Origin of the sequence: Scandinavium lactucae, assembly GCF_033843265.1 — a bacterium.
GTDB lineage: Bacteria > Pseudomonadota > Gammaproteobacteria > Enterobacterales > Enterobacteriaceae > Scandinavium > Scandinavium lactucae.
Map to the genome: position 1 here is coordinate 196,208 of NZ_JAWXRD010000040.1, position 20,863 is coordinate 217,070.

Annotated in this window: 19 protein-coding genes; 10 read left to right on the top strand and 9 right to left on the bottom strand. The window is 53.4% G+C overall.

Annotated elements, in window-relative coordinates; genetic code table 11:
• The first annotated feature begins 20 nt into the window (after positions 1-20).
• Positions 21-935: a bestrophin family protein gene (locus tag SIK69_RS18645; protein WP_319630367.1), complete on the top strand. Its 915-nt coding sequence runs from the start codon at positions 21-23 to the stop codon at positions 933-935.
• A gap of 212 nt (positions 936-1,147) precedes the next feature.
• On the opposite strand, the gene tam is transcribed toward SIK69_RS18645, so the two are convergent.
• On the bottom strand, positions 1,148-1,909 hold the full coding sequence (gene tam / locus SIK69_RS18650; RefSeq protein ID WP_319630366.1) for a trans-aconitate 2-methyltransferase: 762 nt from the start codon (positions 1,907-1,909) through the stop codon (positions 1,148-1,150).
• Positions 1,910-2,078: 169 nt separating this feature from the next.
• Here tam and SIK69_RS18655 point away from each other — a divergent pair, with 169 nt between their 5' ends.
• Entirely contained in the window at positions 2,079-2,636 is a 558-nt protein-coding gene (locus SIK69_RS18655) for a hypothetical protein (protein WP_319630365.1), read from the top strand.
• Between the two features lie 198 nt (positions 2,637-2,834).
• On the opposite strand, the gene SIK69_RS18660 is transcribed toward SIK69_RS18655, so the two are convergent.
• The 3 genes from SIK69_RS18660 to SIK69_RS18670 form a co-directional block, all read right to left on the bottom strand.
• Positions 2,835-4,109 (bottom strand): Glu/Leu/Phe/Val family dehydrogenase, encoded by a 1,275-nt coding sequence (locus tag SIK69_RS18660; protein ID WP_319630364.1) that lies wholly within the window; start codon positions 4,107-4,109, stop codon positions 2,835-2,837.
• A 352-nt stretch (positions 4,110-4,461) separates the two neighbouring features.
• Positions 4,462-5,100, bottom strand: coding sequence for a TetR/AcrR family transcriptional regulator (locus SIK69_RS18665; RefSeq protein ID WP_319630363.1), 639 nt, complete (start codon positions 5,098-5,100; stop codon positions 4,462-4,464).
• A 14-nt stretch (positions 5,101-5,114) separates the two neighbouring features.
• Positions 5,115-6,314 carry a TCR/Tet family MFS transporter gene (locus SIK69_RS18670; protein WP_319630362.1) on the bottom strand — a complete coding sequence of 400 codons (1,200 nt, stop codon included), beginning with the start codon at positions 6,312-6,314 and terminating at the stop codon, positions 5,115-5,117.
• A gap of 112 nt (positions 6,315-6,426) precedes the next feature.
• Here SIK69_RS18670 and SIK69_RS18675 point away from each other — a divergent pair, with 112 nt between their 5' ends.
• Together SIK69_RS18675 and SIK69_RS18680 are read left to right on the top strand one after the other, a co-directional pair.
• Positions 6,427-7,038, top strand: a complete 612-nt coding sequence (locus SIK69_RS18675) for a class I SAM-dependent DNA methyltransferase (protein WP_319630361.1) — start codon at positions 6,427-6,429, stop codon at positions 7,036-7,038.
• Between the two features lie 79 nt (positions 7,039-7,117).
• A complete protein-coding gene (locus SIK69_RS18680) occupies positions 7,118-8,302 on the top strand; it encodes an aminotransferase-like domain-containing protein (RefSeq protein WP_319786769.1) in 1,185 nt (394 codons plus the stop codon).
• Between the two features lie 45 nt (positions 8,303-8,347).
• Here SIK69_RS18680 and SIK69_RS18685 read toward each other — a convergent pair whose 3' ends face one another.
• Entirely contained in the window at positions 8,348-8,713 is a 366-nt protein-coding gene (locus SIK69_RS18685; RefSeq protein ID WP_319630359.1) for a phage holin family protein, read from the bottom strand.
• Positions 8,714-8,981: 268 nt separating this feature from the next.
• On the opposite strand from SIK69_RS18685, the gene SIK69_RS18690 reads away from it, so the two are divergent.
• The 6 genes from SIK69_RS18690 to SIK69_RS18715 all read left to right on the top strand — a co-directional run bounded on the left by SIK69_RS18690 (position 8,982) and on the right by SIK69_RS18715 (position 16,644).
• Positions 8,982-10,508 (top strand): MltF family protein, encoded by a 1,527-nt coding sequence (locus SIK69_RS18690; RefSeq protein WP_319630358.1) that lies wholly within the window; start codon positions 8,982-8,984, stop codon positions 10,506-10,508.
• A gap of 958 nt (positions 10,509-11,466) precedes the next feature.
• Positions 11,467-12,579 (top strand): AI-2E family transporter, encoded by a 1,113-nt coding sequence (locus SIK69_RS18695; protein WP_319630357.1) that lies wholly within the window; start codon positions 11,467-11,469, stop codon positions 12,577-12,579.
• Entirely contained in the window at positions 12,548-14,092 is a 1,545-nt protein-coding gene (locus tag SIK69_RS18700) for an efflux transporter outer membrane subunit (protein WP_319786770.1), read from the top strand. The genes SIK69_RS18695 and SIK69_RS18700 overlap by 32 nt, the downstream gene beginning before the upstream one ends.
• Positions 14,089-15,183 (top strand): HlyD family secretion protein, encoded by a 1,095-nt coding sequence (locus SIK69_RS18705; protein ID WP_319786771.1) that lies wholly within the window; start codon positions 14,089-14,091, stop codon positions 15,181-15,183. Before SIK69_RS18700 ends, SIK69_RS18705 begins: the two co-directional genes overlap by 4 nt.
• Positions 15,184-15,194: 11 nt before the next feature.
• Positions 15,195-16,217 carry a DUF2955 domain-containing protein gene (locus SIK69_RS18710; RefSeq protein ID WP_319630354.1) on the top strand — a complete coding sequence of 341 codons (1,023 nt, stop codon included), beginning with the start codon at positions 15,195-15,197 and terminating at the stop codon, positions 16,215-16,217.
• A gap of 1 nt (position 16,218) precedes the next feature.
• Complete coding sequence (locus tag SIK69_RS18715) at positions 16,219-16,644, top strand: ion channel (protein WP_319630353.1); 426 nt, start codon at positions 16,219-16,221, stop codon at positions 16,642-16,644.
• 49 nt (positions 16,645-16,693) lie between these two features.
• Here SIK69_RS18715 and SIK69_RS18720 read toward each other — a convergent pair whose 3' ends face one another.
• From SIK69_RS18720 to SIK69_RS18735, 4 genes are all read right to left on the bottom strand, one after another.
• The gene (locus SIK69_RS18720; RefSeq protein ID WP_319630352.1) at positions 16,694-17,896 is read right to left on the bottom strand and encodes a glycoside hydrolase family 5 protein; all 1,203 of its coding nucleotides are present in this window, start codon (positions 17,894-17,896) and stop codon (positions 16,694-16,696) included.
• A 78-nt stretch (positions 17,897-17,974) separates the two neighbouring features.
• The gene (locus SIK69_RS18725; RefSeq protein WP_319786772.1) at positions 17,975-18,805 is read right to left on the bottom strand and encodes a DUF2861 family protein; all 831 of its coding nucleotides are present in this window, start codon (positions 18,803-18,805) and stop codon (positions 17,975-17,977) included.
• Entirely contained in the window at positions 18,802-19,464 is a 663-nt protein-coding gene (locus tag SIK69_RS18730; RefSeq protein WP_319630350.1) for a response regulator transcription factor, read from the bottom strand. Before SIK69_RS18730 ends, SIK69_RS18725 begins: the two co-directional genes overlap by 4 nt.
• A complete protein-coding gene (locus SIK69_RS18735; protein WP_319787219.1) occupies positions 19,448-20,851 on the bottom strand; it encodes an ATP-binding protein in 1,404 nt (467 codons plus the stop codon). Before SIK69_RS18735 ends, SIK69_RS18730 begins: the two co-directional genes overlap by 17 nt.
• Positions 20,852-20,863 lie beyond the last annotated feature (12 nt).

The window sequence follows — 20,863 nt, forward strand, 5'->3', positions numbered from 1 at the left end:
TCTTCAAATGATAATGACCCATGATTGTAAGACCGCACGAACACTGGCTGTCCCGTATTTTTGTCTGGCACGGTTCGGTGTTACCAAAGATTTTCTCCCGATTGCTGCTCAACTTCCTGCTCTCCATCACCGTGATAGCGATGCTGCCGTGGTATTCCTCACTGGGTGTAAAGCTGACGGTTGCGCCATTCAGCATCCTCGGCGTGGCGATCGCGATTTTCCTCGGCTTTCGCAATAACGCCTGCTACTCGCGCTATGTTGAAGCGCGTCAGCTCTGGGGGCAGTTGATGATTGCCTCCCGTTCGCTGCTGCGTGAAGTGAAGAATACGCTGCCACCGGACACCGATATTGCCTCGTTCGTTCGCCTGCAAATTGCCTTTGCGCACTCGCTGCGCATGCAGCTCCGGCACGTGCCGCAGGAACCGACGCTGGCGAAATATCTGACGCAGGAACAACTGACCCAAGTGCTGGCCGTCCAGTCTCCAGCTAACCGTATTCTGCTGTTGATGGGAAACTGGCTGGCGGCTCAACGTCAGCAGGGCGCGTTATCGGACATTCTGTTTCACAGCCTGAATAATCGGCTCAACGATATGTCGGTCGTGCTGGCTGGCTGTGAACGTATCGCAGGCACGCCGGTGCCGTTTGCGTATTCGCTGATCCTGCACCGCACGGTGTACCTGTTCTGCATCATGTTGCCATTCGCGCTGGTTGGTGACCTGCATTACATGACGCCATTTATCTCGGTGCTGATTTCCTACACCTTCATCTCGCTCGATGTGCTGGCCGAGGAACTTGAAGAACCGTTTGGGGTGGAAAATAACGATCTGCCGCTGGACGCTATCAGTACCGCCATCGAAACTGAACTGTTGCAAATGAACGATGAAACGGACATTCCGGCGAAGATTCTGCCAGACAGATGCTATCAACTCACCTAAGGCAATTTGACGATTTCATGCTTAATCGGAAGAATCTGTAGCACTGGCCGATAAGAAATCATTAAGATTTTCCCTAGATAATGGTCAGCAGGCCATCAAGGGGATCCTCGTGGGAAACAAAATCATGGAAAAGAAAATAGAAACCGCCGTAAACATCATTCTGTTCTTATCCCTGTTTGCGACGGCGTGGGACTTATCTTTAGTGCGCGATTTTAGCTGGTAGCGCGACGCGCAATGATGAACAATCGCGGGAACGCCAGCAGGATCTGCCCATTTTGCTGGCGAGGATAGTGCGCTTCCAGCAGTTGCAGATAACGCTGTAAAAATGCCTGCTGGCTGAGGCTATCCAACGCCTGCAAATAAGGGCGCAGCCCGGTCGCGCTCAGCCAGTCAACGATAGCCTGATGCGATTCCATCGGATGAAAATAAGTCGTCCGCCAGATATCCACCTCACAGCCACTGCCGCTCAGCCAATCATAATATTTCTGCACGCCAGCCAGCGGCGTTCTGCCACGCGGAGGATGCCCAAGTTCATTCGCTGCCTGACGCATTGAAGCATGAGAGGGCTCCTCCCAGTTATCCGGCATCTGCACCGCTAATACGCCATCTTTCGCCAATAGCGAAGCCAGATAGGGGAATAGCGTCGGGTGATCGGGCACCCATTGCAGCGAAGCGTTGGCATACAGCACGTCCAATGGCTGTTCCGGTTGCCATTGGCAAATATCGGCATTCACAAACTGACAGTCCGGCAGTGCTTTTTGCGCTTGATCCAGCATCGCCGGGGACGTATCCACGCCAACAATCGCCGCATCCGGCCAGGCCGCACGCAGCAATTCGGTACTGTTGCCGGGGCCACAGCCCAAATCAGCGATGTAACTCGCGGAGGGTTTGGCAATGCGCGCCAGAAGCTCAGCGGCAGGGCGTGTGCGTTCTGATGCAAACTGCAAATACAGGGAAGGGTTCCAGTCGGCCATCTTTGGCTCCTTAGCGCGGCTTCAATGGCATACAGCATAGTGCAGGGCGTAGGATTCGACAGGAAAAGGTTTCGTTAATAATTGACTGAAATGATCGTTTTGTGAAAGATGTTTATTGTAATGCTGTTTATAATAATTTAATTAAATGATTGTAAAGTGCAGGCATAATATGATAGGAAGAATCACCCCACTCCCTAGTTTCTCTAATAAATGCATTAATCATAACAATGACACGCATCCAAAAAAAATATTGAAAAATCAGAAAACGGATTCTGTGATTAATGTAAAAAACACCAATTGTGATTTTCGGATTATCAGCAAAGAACTATCTCTTTACAGAGATGTAAAAAACAATCCCATGTTGGCATCTGTTGCAAATACTAAATCACATTACAGCCTGAATGCTCGATTCAGCTCTTTAGGCGTTGCAGTTACTGCTATATATAATATGATTGAAAATGGAAAGGCTAAAGAAAAATCAGTTGATATATGCGATAAAAACCCTAGAAATCAATCAATGAAATTAAATCTTGATCCTTCTTTAACAACGAGAGGGGTGGAATATATTAATCAATTCATTGATACTGAAACCCCTCTTGATTCTACTAACTATGCAATCGGACTTAAAGTTGGCTCTGATATAAAGAATGCTGTGTTAAATCGAATTATGATTAATCAGTTCAACTCAACATGGAATATTCGGCTTAACATGGCACAAAAAAAGTAGCTGTGTCCAGTCAATGTATTTCATATAGCAGTAACAAACAGGGGTAGTTTCTTACGTTAGCGGGGAGTGTCCTGCGACACTCCCCGCTAATTTTAAGATGAATATCACAGAGCGAAGTTCTTATCCACTTAACACGGGTATACCGCAATATGGGGCTGGTTTAGGCGCTCCCGTTTGAGAGCTTCGGCCCCTTTTCTTTTAGCCAGGATAGATACCACGATCTTTACGCGCCAGCAGGATGCGTTCGCAGGCGACGATGTACGCCGCAGTACGCAGGGAGCAGGATTTTTCCGCTGCTTTTTCCCAGACGTGAACCATCGCGTCGGTCATGATTTTGTCCATACGGGCATTAATTTCTTCTTCACTCCAGAAGAAACTTGCCATGTCCTGAACCCATTCGAAGTAGCTGACGGTTACGCCACCGGCGTTACACACCACGTCCGGCACCACGATAATGCCACGACTGGCCAGCACATCATCGGCATCCGGATAGGTCGGACCGTTCGCGCCTTCGAGGATCAATTTACATTTCAGCACTTCGGCACGGTGACGGGTTATCTGACCTTCCAGTGCCGCCGGGATCAGGATGTCCATGTCAACATCCCAGAATGCGTCGCTGGCGATGGTTTCAGCCCCCGGGAAACCGGCAATTTGCTTATGCTCAATCTGCCAGGCGGTGAGGGCATTCATGTCGATACCCATCGCGTTGAATAACGTGGCGGTATGGTCCTGAATGGCGACCACGCGCGCACCGGACGCAGCGAACAGACGGGCGGCTTCGCTACCAACGTTACCGAAACCTTGCACTGCCACACGCGCACCTTCGACGGCGATATTGGCCCGACGCGCAACTTCCCGACCGCTGATCCATACCCCGCGCCCGGTCGCTTTTTCACGTCCAAGCGAACCGCCGAGATGGATAGGTTTGCCGGTGACCACTCCGGTAATAGTGGTGCCATGATTCATGGAGTAGGTATCCATCATCCACGCCATTACTTTGCCGTTGGTGCCGACGTCCGGCGCTGGAATGTCTTTTTGCGGCCCAATAATAATACCGATTTCGCTGGTATAGCGACGGGTCAGACGCTCAAGTTCGCCTTCTGACAGCGCAAAGGGATCGACACGGATGCCGCCTTTCGCGCCGCCGTACGGCAGATTCAGCGCCGCACATTTGATGGTCATCCAGGCAGACAGCGCCATTACTTCGTTCAGATCCACATCCGGGTGGTAGCGAACACCGCCTTTACCCGGCCCGCGGGAGAGGTTGTGCTGCACGCGATATCCTTCGAAATGACGAATGGAGCCATCGTCCATCTGTACTGGAATATCAACAATCAGGGCGCGTTTTGGATGGCGAAGGGTATCGACCCAACGGGACAGTTCGCCAAGGTGGGGCGCGACGCGCTCGATTTGTTGCAGGTAGGTGTTCCAGGCAGATGTGTTGCTATCTGAAGCGTAAGATAACTTATCCATGATGAACCTTAAGTATTGTAGGTAATATGTTCTTAATTAGCCGTGGACCATAGTGATATCGACTATGTGAGTATAAATTTAACACTATTTTAAAATTTAGCATCAGACGAAACGCGAAAATGAGAGGTGATGGAAGGAATTTTTAACAGCAGGATTGAATAATTATCCATTAAAAAAAGGCGCAAGAGCGCCTTTTTAAGCCTGAATCCATTCATTTTAAGTGCATAATCATTGAAATTAACTATTTCTCAGAAGTATGATGCGCCTCTAAAAGTAAATATAATGATAATGAACTGTGTTGACTTTGTATCTCACCGTCCTGGGTGATGTTCAATATTTACGACAGCCTGACTCAGGCGTAAGGCGTCCCCGCTAAAGCCGCTTTTTGCCCTATAGCACCTCTATCGACTAGTTCCAGAAACATGGCGGCGGCGCGGGTAGGGTCACGCGTGAGCTGATATTCCTTATGCGCACGGGTGAGCGCTACGCTCCAGCTGGCGACGAGTAATGCGGCGGCCAGGTCGGCATCTGCATCGGGCTCAGCAAGGCCTGCGCCGCGTGCCAGTTCGCCGGCAATACCGTTAGCGACTTCGTCACGAATAGCTCTGGCCCGCGCTTTCAGGGTTTCACTGCCGTTAATAATCGCAATAAAGCCCTGGCTATCTTCGGAGAACTGCAGGAAAGGGCGTTGCTCAGCAATGAGCCGATGCGCCAGCAGACGCAGGGATTCTATCGCTGAATCGGCCACTTTTCTTTTGCGCAGCGCATCTGCCAAGGTGTCACGGATTTCATCGTCTCTGTCGAAAAACAGATCCTCTTTACGCGGAAAATGGTTGAACACCGTCATTCTTCCTACATCGGCAGCCGAGGCAATTTCATCGATAGTGACGTTATCAAACCCTTTTTCGGCAAACAGGCCGGTGGCGGCCCAGGAAATGGCGCGGCGCGTTTCAAGCCGTTTTCTGGAACGTCGATCAAGAGCGTCTGACATCTTTTCTCCTTTCATTACGCGGCGTCTGTCGATTCGCTAGAGACGGTTTTACGCGTGCCCAGCACAATGAGCGGCACAGCAATCACATAGACGGCCAGGGCCGAAAGCCAGATAGCGCCCGGCCAGCTTTGTTGCACCACAAAATAGAATGAGGAAAAGCCGAGTGGGGCAACGATCGACGCCAGGCTAATGGCCGAACCTAACACGCCCTGGAATTGTCCCTGACTGTCGGCATCGACCTGACGCGTCGCCAGCGCCTGTAGGGCGGGGGAGCCAATGCCGCCCAATGCGAATAGCGGCATTATCGCAAACACTACCCAGCTTTGTTGGGTGAAGGCCAGGACCAGCAGCCCACAGCATGAACACGCCACTCCGACCAGCGCCGCACCGCGTTCACCAAACAGGCGGGTCGCTGGGCCGGGTAAGAAGGCCTGGACCAACGTCTGAAAAATCCCAAATACGCCGAGGGAAAGACCAATCCACATCCCATTCCAGGCGAAGGTGTCATATCCCCATAGCGCCCAGCAAGTGCCATACACTTCCCCGGTCGCGCTAAGAATGAAAAAGATCAGCACAATCGGCATCAACTTTTTCATTGAAAATATCCAGCGCAGCGGTTTAAGCGGATTGAGCGCGGAGAGCCGCAGTTTACGGTGGGCGGGCTGGCGAGATTCCGGCAGCAGGAACAGGGCCATCAGCAGGTTAGCGCCGTTGAGCACCGCAGCCACCAGAAACGGCAGGCGGATCCAGGCATCACCCAACACGCCACCCAGCACCGGGCCGATGATAAAACCAATGCCAAACATCGCATTGAACAGGCCGAAGCGCCGCGCCCGCTGCTCGGGTTTGGAGATGTCGGTGATATAGGCCGTGGCGACAGAGAGATTGGCGCTGGTCAGCCCGGCAATCGCCCGGCCAACGAACAGCATCCATAACTGCGGTGCAAATGCCATCACGATATAGTTAATCGCCGCTCCGGCGAGAGAGAGCAACAGCACCGGACGGCGGCCAATGTTATCGCTTAATGCCCCGAGCATCGGCGCAAAGATAAATTGCATCGCCGCATACAACGCGGTCATGATGCCGATGTAGGGCGCTATCTGCTGGGTATGGGCCACATCCTCCAGCAAACGCGGAAGAATAGGGAAAATCAGGCCGATACCCACAGCATCGAGGCAGATTGTTGTGAAGATAACAATCAGTGACTTATTCATAATGTTTCTCTAAGAGATGGAAAAGTGTACTGAGGATTAAAATATACTGAGTACAAAATTAGTCTGAGTGAAAGCGGTATGCTTGTCAACACGACCTCTGTAAGGAAAGAAAATGGAACACGATCATCCGTCAGCCGCGAACATCATCGCCCTGTATAACGAAGGTGCCGAGGAGTGGGACCGCGTACGCAAAGGGAATTTAATCGAACAGTCCTGGCTGGAACGATTTCGTGCTCTGCTGCCTTCACAAGGGTGTGTGCTCGATTTAGGCTGCGGCGGGGGTGACCCGATTGCTGGCTATTTTTTGCAGCATGGCTATGACGTCTGTGGCGTGGACAGTTCGGCTCCGCTGATTAGGCTCTGTCAGCAGCGCTTTCCACAGGGTGAATGGCATTTGGGAGATATGCGGACCCTCGCACTGGATAAAACATTCTCCGGGGTAATAGCCTGGGATAGTTTTTTTCATCTTACACGCAGCGACCAACGCAAGATGTTTCCTGTGTTTCATCAGCATTGTCAGCCGGGAACGGCGCTGATATTTACCAGTGGGCCAGAAAACGGCGAAGCGTTAGGTGAGTTTATCGGGCAAACGCTATACCACGCGAGTCTGGGTAACGACGAGTACCGTCAATTGCTCGATGAAAATGGTTTTCAAGTGGTAAAACAATTGACTGAGGATCCGCAATGCGGCGGCAGGACCGTGTGGCTGGCGCAGGTGAGATAACAAATTGTCGGTCAAAGGCATTGCTTATTCATTTGTTGACTATGTATATTTCAATTGAATAAAAAACAGAGAAATAAATATGAGCAAGAGCAATCACCTCGCAGACCGCATCCAACAACTGCAACCCTCCGCCATCCGAGAACTGTTAAAACACAGTAAAATGCCCGGCATCATTTCCCTGGCCGGGGGCATTCCTTCCGCGGAATTATTTGATAAAGAAGGTCTCGCCACCGCCACACAGCGCGTGGTTGAAGAGAGCTTTGGCGATGCCTTTCAGTACGGCTTAACCGAAGGCAACGTGGAGTTACGCCAGCAGTTGGTGGGCTTGTGCCAGGCGCGTGGAATAACGACCTCAGCCGATCGCCTGCTAATCACCTCCGGTTCGCAACAGGCGCTGGATCTGTTGATTCGTTCGTTGGCAAATCCGGGTGACGTATTCGTGGTCGAACGACCAACCTATCTCGCGACCCTGCAAATTCTCAGCCTCACCGAAGCGACAGTGAAATCAGTGGGCAGCGATGCCGACGGGATGAAGGTCGATGAGCTGGAAGCGCTGCTTAATACCACCCGTATTAAAGCGGTTTATATTGTGCCGACGTTCGGCAACCCAAGTGGCACCACGCTCAGCGCCGAGCGCCGTGAGAAGCTGGTGAAGCTGGCAATTAAGCATGATTTCGTGATCATCGAAGATGACCCGTATGGTGCGATCAGCTTTACCGAAGAGCGTCAGAAAACGCTGTTCCAGACCGCCGCAGCGTTAGGCGACCATCACAGCGTGGTATACACCTCAACGTTCTCAAAAATTCTGGCTCCGGGCCTGCGCGTAGGCTGGATTATTTTGCCGGAATGGATGCAGCAGAAAGTGGCCATCGTCAAACAGGCGACCGATCTGCACGCTAACTCCTTTACCCAATCGTTGGTATCGGCATACCTGACGATGGATCGTCTCGAACCACAAATTGCGCTGATTCGTGAAGCCTATAAGCAGAAATGCCAGGCGTTGTCGCGTTTCCTGAAAGAGGAACTCGACGACCACATTACTTTCAATCAGCCTCAGGGCGGCATGTTCCTGTGGGCCCAGTTCCGTTACGATTTTGACACCACCCAGTGGTTGAAGAGCACCCTGGAAAAGGGCGTGGTTTACGTGCCGGGCGAGTTCTTCTTTAGCGATTGCGCCGATAAGAAAACGCTGCGTTTCTCTTATGCGACCGCCACGGAAGATCAACTGTACGAAGCGGTTAAGCGTCTGAAGTCGGCGCTATAATTCCTGTCTGTTTTGCCCGGTGGCGCGATGCCACCGGGCCTGAAATTAAATCTCGCTATTTTTATCCTCTGACTTTAGCAACATAGGCCCGGCTTCTTTCTCGATATGTTTCGCCAGTTTTTTACCCAGTAAGGTAATTAACGGCCCTGCGAACAGGCCGCCTAACCCAGCCATCAATAATAGCTTGTCGTCCTGCGCGTTTCGGGAGAGGACAAAAATACTTAAAAGCATACCGGTGAAACAGGAAACTATCATCTGACAGATAACACCAGGAATGTCCTTGAGAGTTATTGCTTTATTCCTAAGCACAATATAGCGGACCAAACCACCCCAGGCTGATATTCCAATAACAGCCGCTAATATTTCTTTATCCAGAAAAATAATATCTCTGAATTGTGATGCACCAACCATAATTAAATCCTCAGAAGTAAGCGATGAACAATTAACGATACGGATAAAAATACACGCCCAATACCTGAACAGTACAATCAAAAAACAACACAACTCAATTTATCTAAAATTGAGGAAATAAGAGGGAAATGACGAAAGATGATTGACTGTGAGGTTATGGCCGTAATAAACAGTCTTACTGTTGGTTTTATGGGGTTTTGGAATAATGAGGGGTAAGTTGGCACGGATTGACTAATCTATAAAGATGCATCTTGCGGAGTATCGCTCCATGAATGCCTCTTTGTCGCAACGCCTCATCAACACGCTCATTATCGGGCCAATCGTCTCTTTTTTGCTATGCGCAGCCTACGCCGCGCCAACCAAAGCCCCTCCGGCGGATGCGCTGGCGGTGAATCTGGACGATATCCAGCAACCCTGGGTCGGGGATTTGCCGGGCATGTATGACCGGCGGGTGATCCGCGTATTAACAACCTACAGCAAGACGTTCTTCTTCATCGATAAAGGGATGCAGCGCGGATTGACGCATGATCTGTTTATGGTATTTGAGCGCGATCTGAACAAAAAATTAATGAAGCAGGACAAGCTCAGCCACCGGCATCTTCGGGTGCGAGTCCTGTTCGTGCCTGTCACGCGGGGACAGCTCTTCACCGCCTTAAAGGAGGGGAAGGGCGATATCATCGCGGCCAATCTGACCATTACCCCGGCGCGTCAGACGTTCGTGGCATTCAGTGATTCGCTTTACCCGAACGCGCAAGAGTTGTTGCTCACCGGGCCTTTCTCGCCGAAAGTCGAAAACCTGGAGCAGCTCTCCGGCAAAACGGTCTTTGTCCGCTATTCCTCGAGCTATTACGAGAGTCTGGTGGCGTTAAATGCGCGATTCGCGAAAGAGTCAATACCGCTGGTGACGCTGGAACCTGCACCTGAAGCGCTGGAGGATGAAGACCTGATTGAAATGCTTAACGCCGGGCTGGTGCCAATGATCGTCGTTGATAAACATAAGGCACTTTTTTGGAAGCAGGTATTCCCCAAAATTCAGGTTCACGAGGACATTGTGCTGCGAGATCACGCGGATATCGCCTGGGCGGTACGTAAAGACAGCCCACAACTTCTGGCCTTGCTGAATGACTTTGTGAAGCAGAATAAACTCGGCAGCACGCTCGGCAATACGCTGTTATTACGTTACCTGAAGAGTGCCAAATACGTTAAAGACGCCACTTCCGAGCAAGGGCGGCGAAAATTTTTATCGATGGTGAACGTGTTCAGGAAATATGGTGAGCACTACAACGTCGACTGGCTGTTGATGGTGGCGCAGGGTTATCAGGAATCACGCCTGAATCAGTCGGTAAGAAGTCCGGTCGGGGCGATTGGGGTGATGCAGGTGATGCCGAAAACGGGGAAGGAGCTCAACGTGGGCGATATTCGTCAGCTGGAACCGAACATTAATGCCGGGGTGAAATACATGCGCTGGATGATAGACCAGTATTACGGCGACGAGCCAATGACCCCACTGGATAAGGCTCTTTTTTCATTTGCCTCCTATAATGCCGGACCCGCCAGGATTGCGCGCCTTCGAGCGGAAACTAAAAAGCGCGGCTTCGATCCTAACGTTTGGTTTGGCAACGTTGAAAATCTGGCCGCCGAAAAGATTGGTGCTGAAACGGTGACCTACGTGAGCAATATTTATAAATACTACATTGCCTATCGCCTGGTAATGGATGAGATCGCACGAAAACAAAAAGCCGTTAAATTGGCTGAATCGCAACCGCAACCGGAACCGGCTACGCCACCGAACTGAACTCCTTAGCCCAGGAATCAACATGAGATCGATAGATAAACGCAGCAACACGGCTTCTATAGATGTCATCAGAATATTTTATCCAGCCGAGGCAAGGGTATTCTGCCGGAGCGCTTTCTATTAACAGTGAATGGATGTCGTCTTCCGTGAGCAGATCCATCGACGAAAATGTTTCTAAAATCCAGGATTCAAATTGTGTACGGTCCTGTAGTAAAACGGTCTTCATTTGTTCACCTAATAATTAACAACACGAAAAGGCTTCGTGAATGCTCAGCCGCGCGCATCTTAAGGCAGAGTGAAGGTGAAGTTTTAATGATCATTTGTAACAAAGTTGCAAATAGTTATATTGTTCTGTGAAAGCAATGAGTTGTTTTAATGTTTACAGCCTATAAATAACTATGGTTACTATTTATCGGCTAGTTATTTTTATAACGTTTCAGCTATAAATATTAATAAATATAACGCTCCCTCACTGCACCTGGCGCATGTCATGTTGACGGTTATTACGCCATTTGTTTTATATTTATTTTAAAATAAAACTAGCATTGCAATCACCCTGTGTTTATACGGTGTTAGTTTCAAAATGATTGTATTACAACTGCTTACACATGTGTTTCCGTGAAGGCATAGGATTTAACGATATTATATTCTGAATAATTAGCGAGTTAGCCGATTTAAATTCTAGTAAAACGCCTTTTATTTATTTTATCTTATTGTTTTATATGCTTTTTTGTGCGGTGGTGCGAATGTCAGCCAGGCCTTTTAGCCAATCTTTGCAAGGATGTTGGCTTGTTCTATCATAGACATAGTGGAATCTTCTCAGCATCACCAGGTTTCATTCTTGTTATTGAAACAATGTTTAACCTCACTTTATGTCATGCCTGTTATTAGCTGACCTGCCTTTATTCGTGCAGGTCCAGATAGCTACGTAGACACTATCAATTGGAATAACCTCATCATGGAAAATAACGAACTATCCACCGTCATAGAGAAAAGACTGGTTGCCAGATTTCTGGATATGTTCATCAAGCTCTGTCTTATTCTCGGACTAGGCTCTTTTTGCTTTACCATCATTTCGCCTTTCTTAAATATGCTGCTGTGGGCAGTGATTTTGGCGGTCACGCTGTATCCGCTGCATCAACGCTTTGTGGCCCGTATGGGCGGCAAACAGGGGTTAGCGGCGACGGTTCTGGTGGTGTTGGGCATCCTGCTCATTGTGGCACCGACCGTAGCGATGCTGACATCGCTGGGTGATAGCATCAGTAGCCTGGTGGTAAATGTCAGCCATCACAATCTGGTGATCCCGGCACCGCCGGAAGGCATTGCTTCAATTCCATTAGTCGGTAAAAAACTGTTCGCGGTCTGGCATCAGGCATCGGTCGATTTACCCGGTTTAATTCAAAGTTATCGCCCACAGCTCGGCGCGTTCACCAAAACACTGGTCGCGGTGATGGCCAGTATGGGCGGCGGGTTAATTGGCTTCGTATTTTCCTTTATCGTGGCCGGGATCGTCATGGCCTGGGGCGGGCCAGGTGCTCGCAGTGCCGAACGCATCGCGGTGCGTATTACCGATGAACGCCGTGGCGCGAATTTGACCAAACTTTGTACCAGCACCATTCGTGCGGTGGCAATGGGGGTTATCGGTGTCGCCTTTATTCAGGCGTTACTGGCGGGTGTGGTAATGGCGATTGCGGGCATTCCGGCAGTCGGCATCTTCTTTGTTCTGGCGCTGATCCTCGGTATCGCACAGGTGCCGGTCCTGCTTGTCACGGCCCCAGCTATCGTCATCATGTGGATGACAGGCGATCACGGTATGGTGATGAATATTGTCTTCACCGTGTTACTGGTTGTGGCCGGTATGGTCGATAACGTGCTTAAGCCGCTGCTGTTAGGACGCGGGGTTGATGCGCCTATGCCTGTGGTGCTGATCGGTGCGCTCGGCGGCATGGCTGCCAGCGGTATCCTCGGGATGTTCGTCGGGGCGACGTTGCTCTCCATCGGCTATCGCATCTTTATGGCCTGGATTGACCAGGGGCCAGATGGCCTGGCGACGCGCGAAAATGCTCAATGACGACCACTTTGGGCGCTTCCTGATAACAGGGAGCGCCTGCCTGGTGCTGACGGCCTGTACCACGCTGGGTCCGGACTACAAAACGCCTCAGGTCCCGGAGTTGAATCAGTGGCAGCCGACGGCCAAAAGCAGGGTGTCTAACGCAACGCTGACTAATTACGATCAGTGGTGGACGCAGCTCAACGATCCAACGCTGACAATGCTTATTAATGAAGCGCTGCGTAAAAACCCGGATGTGAAGATTGCCGGGCTACGCATTCTGGAATCACGGGCTCAGTTGGGCATTGCTGAAAGCTTACTCGGTCCGCAGGCCACTATCGGCAGCGGGGAAGTCATCACCGGCGGCCAGCGTCGGAACAACCGCTATATTGCGAGCACCAACTATGGCGCTGGATTCAATCTCGGTTGGGAGCTTGATTTTTGGGGCAAATTTCAACGCGGGGTGGAGTCTGCCGATGCGAGTTACTTCGCGACTCTCGCCCAGTATGACGATATTCAGGTGTTGATGGCCGCCCAGGTGGCGCAGCTGTATGTCAACATCCGCACCTTAGAAGCGCGGCTGCAAATCACCCGCAGCAACGCCAAAATTCAGCGCCGTAGCCTCGACATCACCGAGAAACTGTTCCTCAGCGGCAACAGCGCGGAGCTTGATGTCCAGCAGGCGAAAACGCAATACCTCTCGACGCTCTCCAGTATTCCACAGCTGGAAACCAGCCTGAATCAAAGTCAGAACGCGCTCAGCGTGTTACTGGCGCGCAAACCGGGTCCGCTGCCAGAGATGACGAGCAACACCGGCGTTATCCCGCAAGGCACGCTGGCAATGGTATCTGAAGTCCCTGCGGATTTGCTACGCCGTCGGCCTGATGTACGGGTGGCCGAGCGGCAGCTGGCAGCGCAATCAGCGCTGATCGGCGTTGCTGAAAGCGAGTTATATCCCTCGATTTCACTGATTGGCAGCGTGGGGATTAGCGCTCGAAACGGCGGGAGTAGCAGCCTGTCATGGGCAGCAGGCCCAACCTTTAGCTGGAATTTGTTGGATCAAGGGCGGCTGGGTAATCAGGTGCTGGTTCAGGATGCACGTTTTTTGCAACTGCATGAACGCTACCGGGATGCCGTGTTCCAGGCGGCGCGCGAAGTGGACGATGCGGCGGTCGCCTATGCCAATGACAAAGACGAAATTGCGCTCCTGACGCAAACAGGTGAAGCGGCAAATCGTTCGCTGACGATAGCCAATACGCAATATCGCGAAGGGATGGCCGATTTCCAGCGGGTGCTGGATTCGCAACGTGCCTTGTTTAATCAGCAGGAACGGCTGGTCAACAGTCGGGGTGCCCAAATGCGCGACCTGATAACGCTATATAAAGCGCTCGGGGGCGGTTGGGAAAAAGGGCGGGAACGACCGTTGGTTGACCCACAAACTGACGCGCATCTACGCCAGCGGGATAACTGGAAGCCCCTGCTTGATGCGCCATTACCCGCCGCCAACAGTCTTCAGGAAGGAACGCAGCCATGACCGAATCTTCATCTCCAGCGGGGCAAGCCAGTCGTCGCGGAGTGTTTATTCTCCTCGCCGTGATAGCGGTGCTGCTGTGTTGGTATCTCGCTGCCGACAGGTTGACGCCTTATACGTCACAGGCTCGAGTGCAGGCGTTTGTGATCCCCATTTCTGCCGAAGTGGCGGGGCAAATCCAGAAAGTGTACGTCAAGGATAACCAGCGGGTTAAGCCCGGCGATCGCTTATTCGAACTGGATCCGGAACCGTATGACATTGCGTTAGCCAAAGCGCGGTCGGACTACAACACGGTGCTAAGTTCAGTCAACGCCAACAACGAAACTATTGCGGCAGCTAAAGCCGGTGTAGACGCCGCGACCGCCGCTTACCAGAATGCCGCCAAGGACGCCGACCGCCAGGAACGGCTGTATCGGGAAGATCCCGGCACGATTTCGGTGCGTCGTCTTGAAGTAGCGCAGGCCACACGTGAAACCGCCCGCAGCCAGATGGCGGCTGCGGCTGCCGATCTGCGGCGGGCCACCGCAGCCAACGGCGTCGCGGGGGAGAATAACTCGCAGCTTCTAAGCGCCCGTTCGGCGGTACACAAAGCCGAACTGGATCGCAAAAATACGCTGATCGTTGCCACCACTCGCGGCCTGGTGACGGATTTGCAGACTGATATCGGTCAGTTTCTCGGGGCCGGTGCGCCGGTGATGACGCTGGTGTCGATCAACGATGTCTGGATAAGCGCCGACATGACAGAAAATAATATCGGCAATATTAAGCCGGGCGATGAAGTCGCAATTCTGCTTGATAGTATGCCCGGTCATATTTTTAAAGGGCAGGTGCGCAGTATCGGGTATGGCGTGAGTGCCTCGTCAAACCCGCCTGCGGGGAGCTTGCCGACCATCGACAACAATCGTGACTGGCTGCGTCAGGCGCAGCGCTTCCCGGTCAAAGTGGCATTCGCAAAAGAGGATGCCCCTCCGGTTGAAAGCCTGCGGGTCGGCGGGCAGGCGGATGTGCTGGTCTACGCCAACGGCAGCGGCCTGATGAGCGTCCTGGGTAGCATCTATATCCGCCTGATGAGCGGGTTCTCGTATCTCTATTAAGGTGGCGTGCGATGCATAACGGCGATCGTGCTGTCCTCAGGATCAGCTGCGGAACCGCCATTGCGGCGCTGATCTGCTATAGCCTCGCGCTGCCGATGCCGCATCTGGGCTGCATTATGGCGTGGATTGTGCTGTGTCAGGGCAAGCCGCTGCCAATCAAAAAAGGGATCGTCGTCGGACTTCTGCTGATGACCACCCTGGCCGGTGGCGTATTGATGGTGCCCATGCTGACGCATTTTCCGCTGGCAGCGCTGCTGTTCACCGCGCTGCTGCTGTATCTGTTGATGCTGATGGGGCTGGCGGGAAAGGGAACTCAGGCGATGCTGCTGACGGTGGCGGTAACGATCATTCCCATCGCCGGGTTGATTGAACAATCTCTTGCCGTCGGCATTGCCCAGATGATGGGGCTCGGGATCATTATCGGCACGGTGGTTAACCGCCTGGCCTTGGCGCTGTTTCCTCCCCAGGCCACTCCCGCAGGGGCTGCAAAAGTGCCTTTGATGCCAGAATCCCCCCATCAACTGGCCCTGCGCGCGGTGCTGATTGTGCTCCCGGTGTGGCTGCTGGCGTTGAGCAATCCAGCGTTTTATATCCCGGCAGTAATGAAAACCGTGATGCTGGCGCAGCAGACCAATACCCTGTCGGCGAAACAGGTCGGGCGGGAACTGGTGTTGTCGACGCTGATGGGTGCGGCGCTGGCGGTCGGGCTGTGGTTCGGACTAAGCCTCTGGCCGTCATTGATGATGCTCGTGCTGTGGCTGGCGCTGGTCAGCCTGTGGGTCGCGCGTCGTCTGGTGCGACTGGTCGCTACCCGGTTCACGCCCTCTTTCTGGAGCAACGCCTGGATAACGGGCCTGATCCTGGTGGGCCCGGCTATTCAGGATAGCGCCGCCGGGAAAGACGTCTGGCTGGCGTCGGCGATGCGCTGCTCTTTATTTATTATGGTTGCCCTGTATGGCTGGGCATGTGTGGTGTTTGTTGAGCGCTGGTATCCAAGCGGGCGACCCGCGGTAGAAGCGGTCGCAGGAGAGTAATATGCTGTTAGTTTTAGTGACGGGGATGCCGGTCATCCTGTTAAATATGCTGTTGCAGTCGTGGGTGGCGGTGTGCTGTATCCGTTTTTACATCAAACGCTTTCATCACAAAGAAGGGGTGATCGCCGGGGCGCTGGCACTGTTTGGCATCATCTTAATTGTGCTGATGGGGAACCTGTTGCAAATCATGCTGTGGGGGATCCTGTTCCTGCTGTTGGGCGAGTTTTCGACGCTCCATGAGGCGGTTTACCATTCGGGAGTGAATTTTGCCACTCTCGGCTATGGCGATATTGTGATGAGTGCTAAATGGAAACTGCTTGGCCCGCTGGAAGCGGTCAACGGTGCGCTGATGATTGGTCTGTCCGGTGCCAGCATGTTGGCCGTGTTGCAACACCATATCCGCAAGCAGGTTGGCGAGTTTAAATGATATTCACCCGAGTCTGGAGGCAGCCGGACTCGGGTATTTACATCGCGGATTACTTTTTGCTTAGCCGCTGCCGGATCGGTTCAAATTCCGGGGTCGCGTGGCGCGGTAAGGTGTCGGGTTGATTGGCATCCACTGCCTGCCAGTAGGACCACGGCACTTTAGCTTTACCTAACTCGTAATCCATCCCATCCCAGCTGTCCTCGCGAAAGCTGTAAAAAGCCCAGTGCGCCGGGGTCTTATCCAGTATAGTTAAGACATCCTGCAAATACTGCCGACAGCCGGGCAGGGTGCGAATGCAGCCAAATTCCCCGGCGACGACACGGTTAGCCGGGATCTGATGCTTCTTCGCCCAGTCAAAAGGCTGTTGTAAATAGGCCGCCACCCGCTGCGCGTTCCACATCTCGGCCCTCTGACCAAAGGGAGCAACGCCGGGATACTGATAACGTTTCTGACGCTGTTGATTCACGGCTCCCATCACTTCGTAAGGCTCGTACATATGAAAACTGTACAGCACGCGCGAGTCTTCCAGTTTGGCAGGCCAGTAGTTGAAACCGTCAGCCGCCCCGTACCAACCCCCATCGACCATAATCGGCGTGAGCGGGTCGACCTCACGAATCGCCTGAATCACGGTCTGGTAAAACGCAGGCAGGTCCCGGGCGGTGCCTTGATGATGTTGATACCAGTTCACCATTTCTGCCGGGCTGCTGTGCTCTGCCAGCTCGGTCATTTTTTCCGGGGCGGGTTCATTAACGATGTTATAGGCGGCCACGCCCGGGACATCCTTCAGGGCCGCCGCCAGGTCGCGCCAGAATTGTGCGCTCTGCTGCCAGTAAGTTTTGTCCTGCCAGAGTCGATCATCAAACTGGCCGTGATTGTTCTGCGACCAACGCATACCGGGCAACGACAGCGGTGCGATGACCACTTTCAGGCCCGCCTGCTGGGCGCGTTTAAGCGCGGCTTTCAGCGTGACCAGGTCCTCGGGCACCAGCCCCTGATAATGGTCGGCGCTGCCGAGCAAAAAGTCTCGTTGTTTGGGCTGCCATTTGTCGTAGCTCAGCCGTACCCAGCTCGCACCGTAGTCATGCAGGGCGGTGAAATAGGCGCTGCTCGGCGGCAGGCGGTTGAAGCTGTTGCCACCATATTGCGGGGTATCCCAGAAGGTGATTTCATCGCTGGCCAGCGACGGGGTGGACAGCGTCGCCAGAATCATTGCGGCGAGGTTCAGTTTAAGCGTTAGGGTTTTCAGGCTCATAGCACGATCTCAGAGATGACGATGAGCGCGCAGTATCCCCGGTTGTGGCAAGTCGATTGTCAGAGCAATGTCAGGATCTCAGTTTTGCAGCGTGAGTAGCGGCCCGGCCAACCGATGCTCGAGGCGTAAGGTCAGCCCGCCTCGGGCTTCTTCTCTGTCCACCGCGGCAATGCCCCATAACTCAGATGCGTCTTCGCGCCGCGGCCAGGGCTGCATCTGCAATTGATCGCTTTTGAGCGACCAAATTTGCTGATAGTCGCTTCCTTTGAGCATGGCTTGTTCGAGCCACGGAGCAGGGCAGGCGGACGGAGTTTCAGGCGGCAGCAGCGTGACGCTATGCCCCTGACGCTTGATCCAGTTCAGATTACGATTGCCCTGAAGCGCCAGTGATTGCTGCCACACCTCTGATCCCGCACGCAGCGTCAGTTGATATACCCCCATCGGCATCGGTTCACCCAGCTCCTGGCTCTCCAGTTGGAACTGGTCATGGGCGTAATACTCCGCCGTAGCACCAAGCATCAGGTCTTTTCCATTTGGGGCAATCAATGATATTTGCAGATTGCGGGCCGGGCTGCCGCCAACCAACTGAATGCGATAAATACGATTCAGCGGAATATCGCGTTGAATGAGCACCAGCGTGGGGCTGTCCAGCCAGGCAGGCGTTTTGACCGGTATATCGTTCCCGCACTGCGCGGAGATAACGGCATTCAGCGCCTCTTGCCATGCCCTGCGTTGCGCGTTGCTGTTGAGCTGAGGCCAGACGGCGATCAGCTGTTGCCACGCCAGCGCGGTTTGCTGGCTGAACAGGGCGTGATAGACAGGTTCCAGCGGCGTTACCGGTAGCGCCGCAGCCGTTTGATTCACCAGCATCATCCACACCAGACCCGGGAGCAATAGCGAGCGTCTCATGAGGTTTTATCCAGCCGGTAGCCGACGCCGCGTACGCTGGTAATGGCGATGCCCGGCAGTTTCTGGCGCAGTTGTAGAATATGCGTATCGACGGTGCGGGTGGTAGGAAAGGATTGATAGCCCCACACCTGATTAAGCAGTTCGTCGCGGGTGAACACCCGGCCCGCCATTTGTACCAGCATCGCCAGCAGGGCAAATTCCGTTGCGGTCAGGGATACGTCACTATTCCGCCAACGCACCGTCTGGCGTGACGGGAAAATCTGTAACTCGCCTGCCTCCAGCTGGCCTTCGCCCAGGGTGCGTAACTGGGCGCGGATCCGAGCCAGCAGTTCAACATGGGCAAAGGGTTTGGTCAGGTAATCCCGCGCGCCGGCCTCAAGGCCTGCCACCCGATCGTCCACCTGAACCCGGGCGGTGAGCACAATCACCGGCAGCGCTTTTTTGGCCAGCCAGCCTGGCAGATAACGCAGGCTGTCACCGTCGGGAAACTGCCGATCAAGGATCACAAGGTCAGCCTTATGCCACTGGCTTGCCACCTCGGTGACGTCGGGCAACCACAGGCAGGTAAAACCTTCCTGCTGCAAAAAGGTCTGCAACCCGAGGCCTAAAGCCCGATCGTCCTCTATCAGTAACAGCGTCTCGCTAGTCTGTTTCGTCACAGGGCAGCTCCAGAGTAAAAGTCGTTGGCGCAGGGGTAAACGTGAGCCGCCCGTTCAGTCGTTTGATAACCCGCATCACAATCGATAACCCGAGGCCCATTCCCGCCTGAGGTGAGTGCTGCGAGAGTAGTTGCGGCAGTGTGTTCGCGTTCAGCATCCCGCTATCAGTGACTAGCAACCTGAGCATGCCCAGATGCCAGCCCACGGTCAACCGCACTGGCGCACGTCCGTGGCGATAGGCATTTTCTATGAGGTTGGTCAGACACAGATGGGTCCAGTACAACGGCAGCGCCAACTGTTTGTCACTTTCCAGGCAGAACATCAGCCCAGGATACGCCTCTGCGAGGTGAGTCAACCAATCGCTTAACCAGACGATGGAGGGTGTTTCGAGCCTGCCTCGCGGCCCCTCAGCGGAAAGATAATGCTGGCTGGCCTGCGCCATCTGGCGCATTCGCTGTACGCTGTCGGCCAATGCGCCAAATCCTTCCTGCGCCTGCGGCGGTAAATTATCGAAGTCCCGACGAAAATGCTCCACTACATTGCCCAGTTGGGCAATCGGCGTACGCAATTCATGGGTCAACATCTGCACAATAAATCGCTGGCGCTGCTGCATTTTCCTCCGCTGCCAGACCAGCCACAGCAGGCTCAGCAAGGCGATGATCCCTGTTACGCCCAGCAGTGAGCGCCAGCCGATGGCATACGGTTCTTCGGGATTGGCACACAACGTTCCTAGCGATATTTTGCATTGTTGACTGGCAGCTTGCAGCGTCATCCCGGCTTGGCGGGCCAGTGGTTGCCAGACCTCAGGCGCATAACGTCGCCACTGTCGCTGATGTTGATGCCACAGGCTACCGTTTTGCAGCAGCCAGCGCTGCCCGGTTGCCAATGCCTCAAGATTGTCATCGGAAAGTTGACCTATACCGCCGAACGCGCGGGGTCTTTCCCGCAGGTGCAGGAACGGTTCCAGCGCTGCGCTGTCCTGCGGGTGCCGTTGCAGATAATACCAAGCGGTACTGCCACCCAAGGGGGATATCGGATGTGACTGGAACCAGTTTGACGGCAGTTCAGTATGCTGACATAACGCCTGGGCGAACTGGCGCATCGCATCAGTCAGCCCGGCGGTGGGGCCAGCGCATTGCTGTTGATAATGATAAAGCGTCGATAAAATGGGCAGGGGCGTTTCGGAAAATTGTGGATAGAGCGAGCCGGGGCGTAAAAGCTGAGGATCCAGTTGTTGCAAGGCGGCAAGCGGAACCTGCGTTGCCGCCGGGGCCTGGTTCAGTGATGCGGTAAAATCAGCCACTGACTGCGAAAACGGAACGGGCGAACAGGCCCCGAGCAGCAGCCCGGTGATGGGCGCTAATAATCTTACGCATAAACGTCCCATCACGGCGCGTAT

Bases quoted from the DNA above. Each gene is read 5' to 3' on its own strand.
- SIK69_RS18645 (WP_319630367.1), top strand. From the start codon at position 21: ATGATTGTAAGACCGCACGAACACTGGCTGTCCCGTATTTTTGTCTGG.
- SIK69_RS18705 (WP_319786771.1), top strand. From the start codon at position 14,089: ATGACCGAATCTTCATCTCCAGCGGGGCAAGCCAGTCGTCGCGGAGTG.
- SIK69_RS18710 (WP_319630354.1), top strand. From the start codon at position 15,195: ATGCATAACGGCGATCGTGCTGTCCTCAGGATCAGCTGCGGAACCGCC.
- SIK69_RS18680 (WP_319786769.1), top strand. From the start codon at position 7,118: ATGAGCAAGAGCAATCACCTCGCAGACCGCATCCAACAACTGCAACCC.
- SIK69_RS18665 (WP_319630363.1), bottom strand. From the start codon at position 5,100: ATGTCAGACGCTCTTGATCGACGTTCCAGAAAACGGCTTGAAACGCGC.
- SIK69_RS18725 (WP_319786772.1), bottom strand. From the start codon at position 18,805: ATGAGACGCTCGCTATTGCTCCCGGGTCTGGTGTGGATGATGCTGGTG.
- SIK69_RS18700 (WP_319786770.1), top strand. From the start codon at position 12,548: ATGGCCTGGCGACGCGCGAAAATGCTCAATGACGACCACTTTGGGCGC.
- SIK69_RS18670 (WP_319630362.1), bottom strand. From the start codon at position 6,314: ATGAATAAGTCACTGATTGTTATCTTCACAACAATCTGCCTCGATGCT.
- SIK69_RS18715 (WP_319630353.1), top strand. From the start codon at position 16,219: ATGCTGTTAGTTTTAGTGACGGGGATGCCGGTCATCCTGTTAAATATG.
- SIK69_RS18655 (WP_319630365.1), top strand. From the start codon at position 2,079: ATGATAGGAAGAATCACCCCACTCCCTAGTTTCTCTAATAAATGCATT.
- SIK69_RS18690 (WP_319630358.1), top strand. From the start codon at position 8,982: ATGAATGCCTCTTTGTCGCAACGCCTCATCAACACGCTCATTATCGGG.
- SIK69_RS18685 (WP_319630359.1), bottom strand. From the start codon at position 8,713: ATGGTTGGTGCATCACAATTCAGAGATATTATTTTTCTGGATAAAGAA.
- SIK69_RS18675 (WP_319630361.1), top strand. From the start codon at position 6,427: ATGGAACACGATCATCCGTCAGCCGCGAACATCATCGCCCTGTATAAC.
- tam (WP_319630366.1), bottom strand. From the start codon at position 1,909: ATGGCCGACTGGAACCCTTCCCTGTATTTGCAGTTTGCATCAGAACGC.
- SIK69_RS18720 (WP_319630352.1), bottom strand. From the start codon at position 17,896: ATGAGCCTGAAAACCCTAACGCTTAAACTGAACCTCGCCGCAATGATT.
- SIK69_RS18660 (WP_319630364.1), bottom strand. From the start codon at position 4,109: ATGGATAAGTTATCTTACGCTTCAGATAGCAACACATCTGCCTGGAAC.
- SIK69_RS18695 (WP_319630357.1), top strand. From the start codon at position 11,467: ATGGAAAATAACGAACTATCCACCGTCATAGAGAAAAGACTGGTTGCC.
- SIK69_RS18735 (WP_319787219.1), bottom strand. From the start codon at position 20,851: ATGGGACGTTTATGCGTAAGATTATTAGCGCCCATCACCGGGCTGCTG.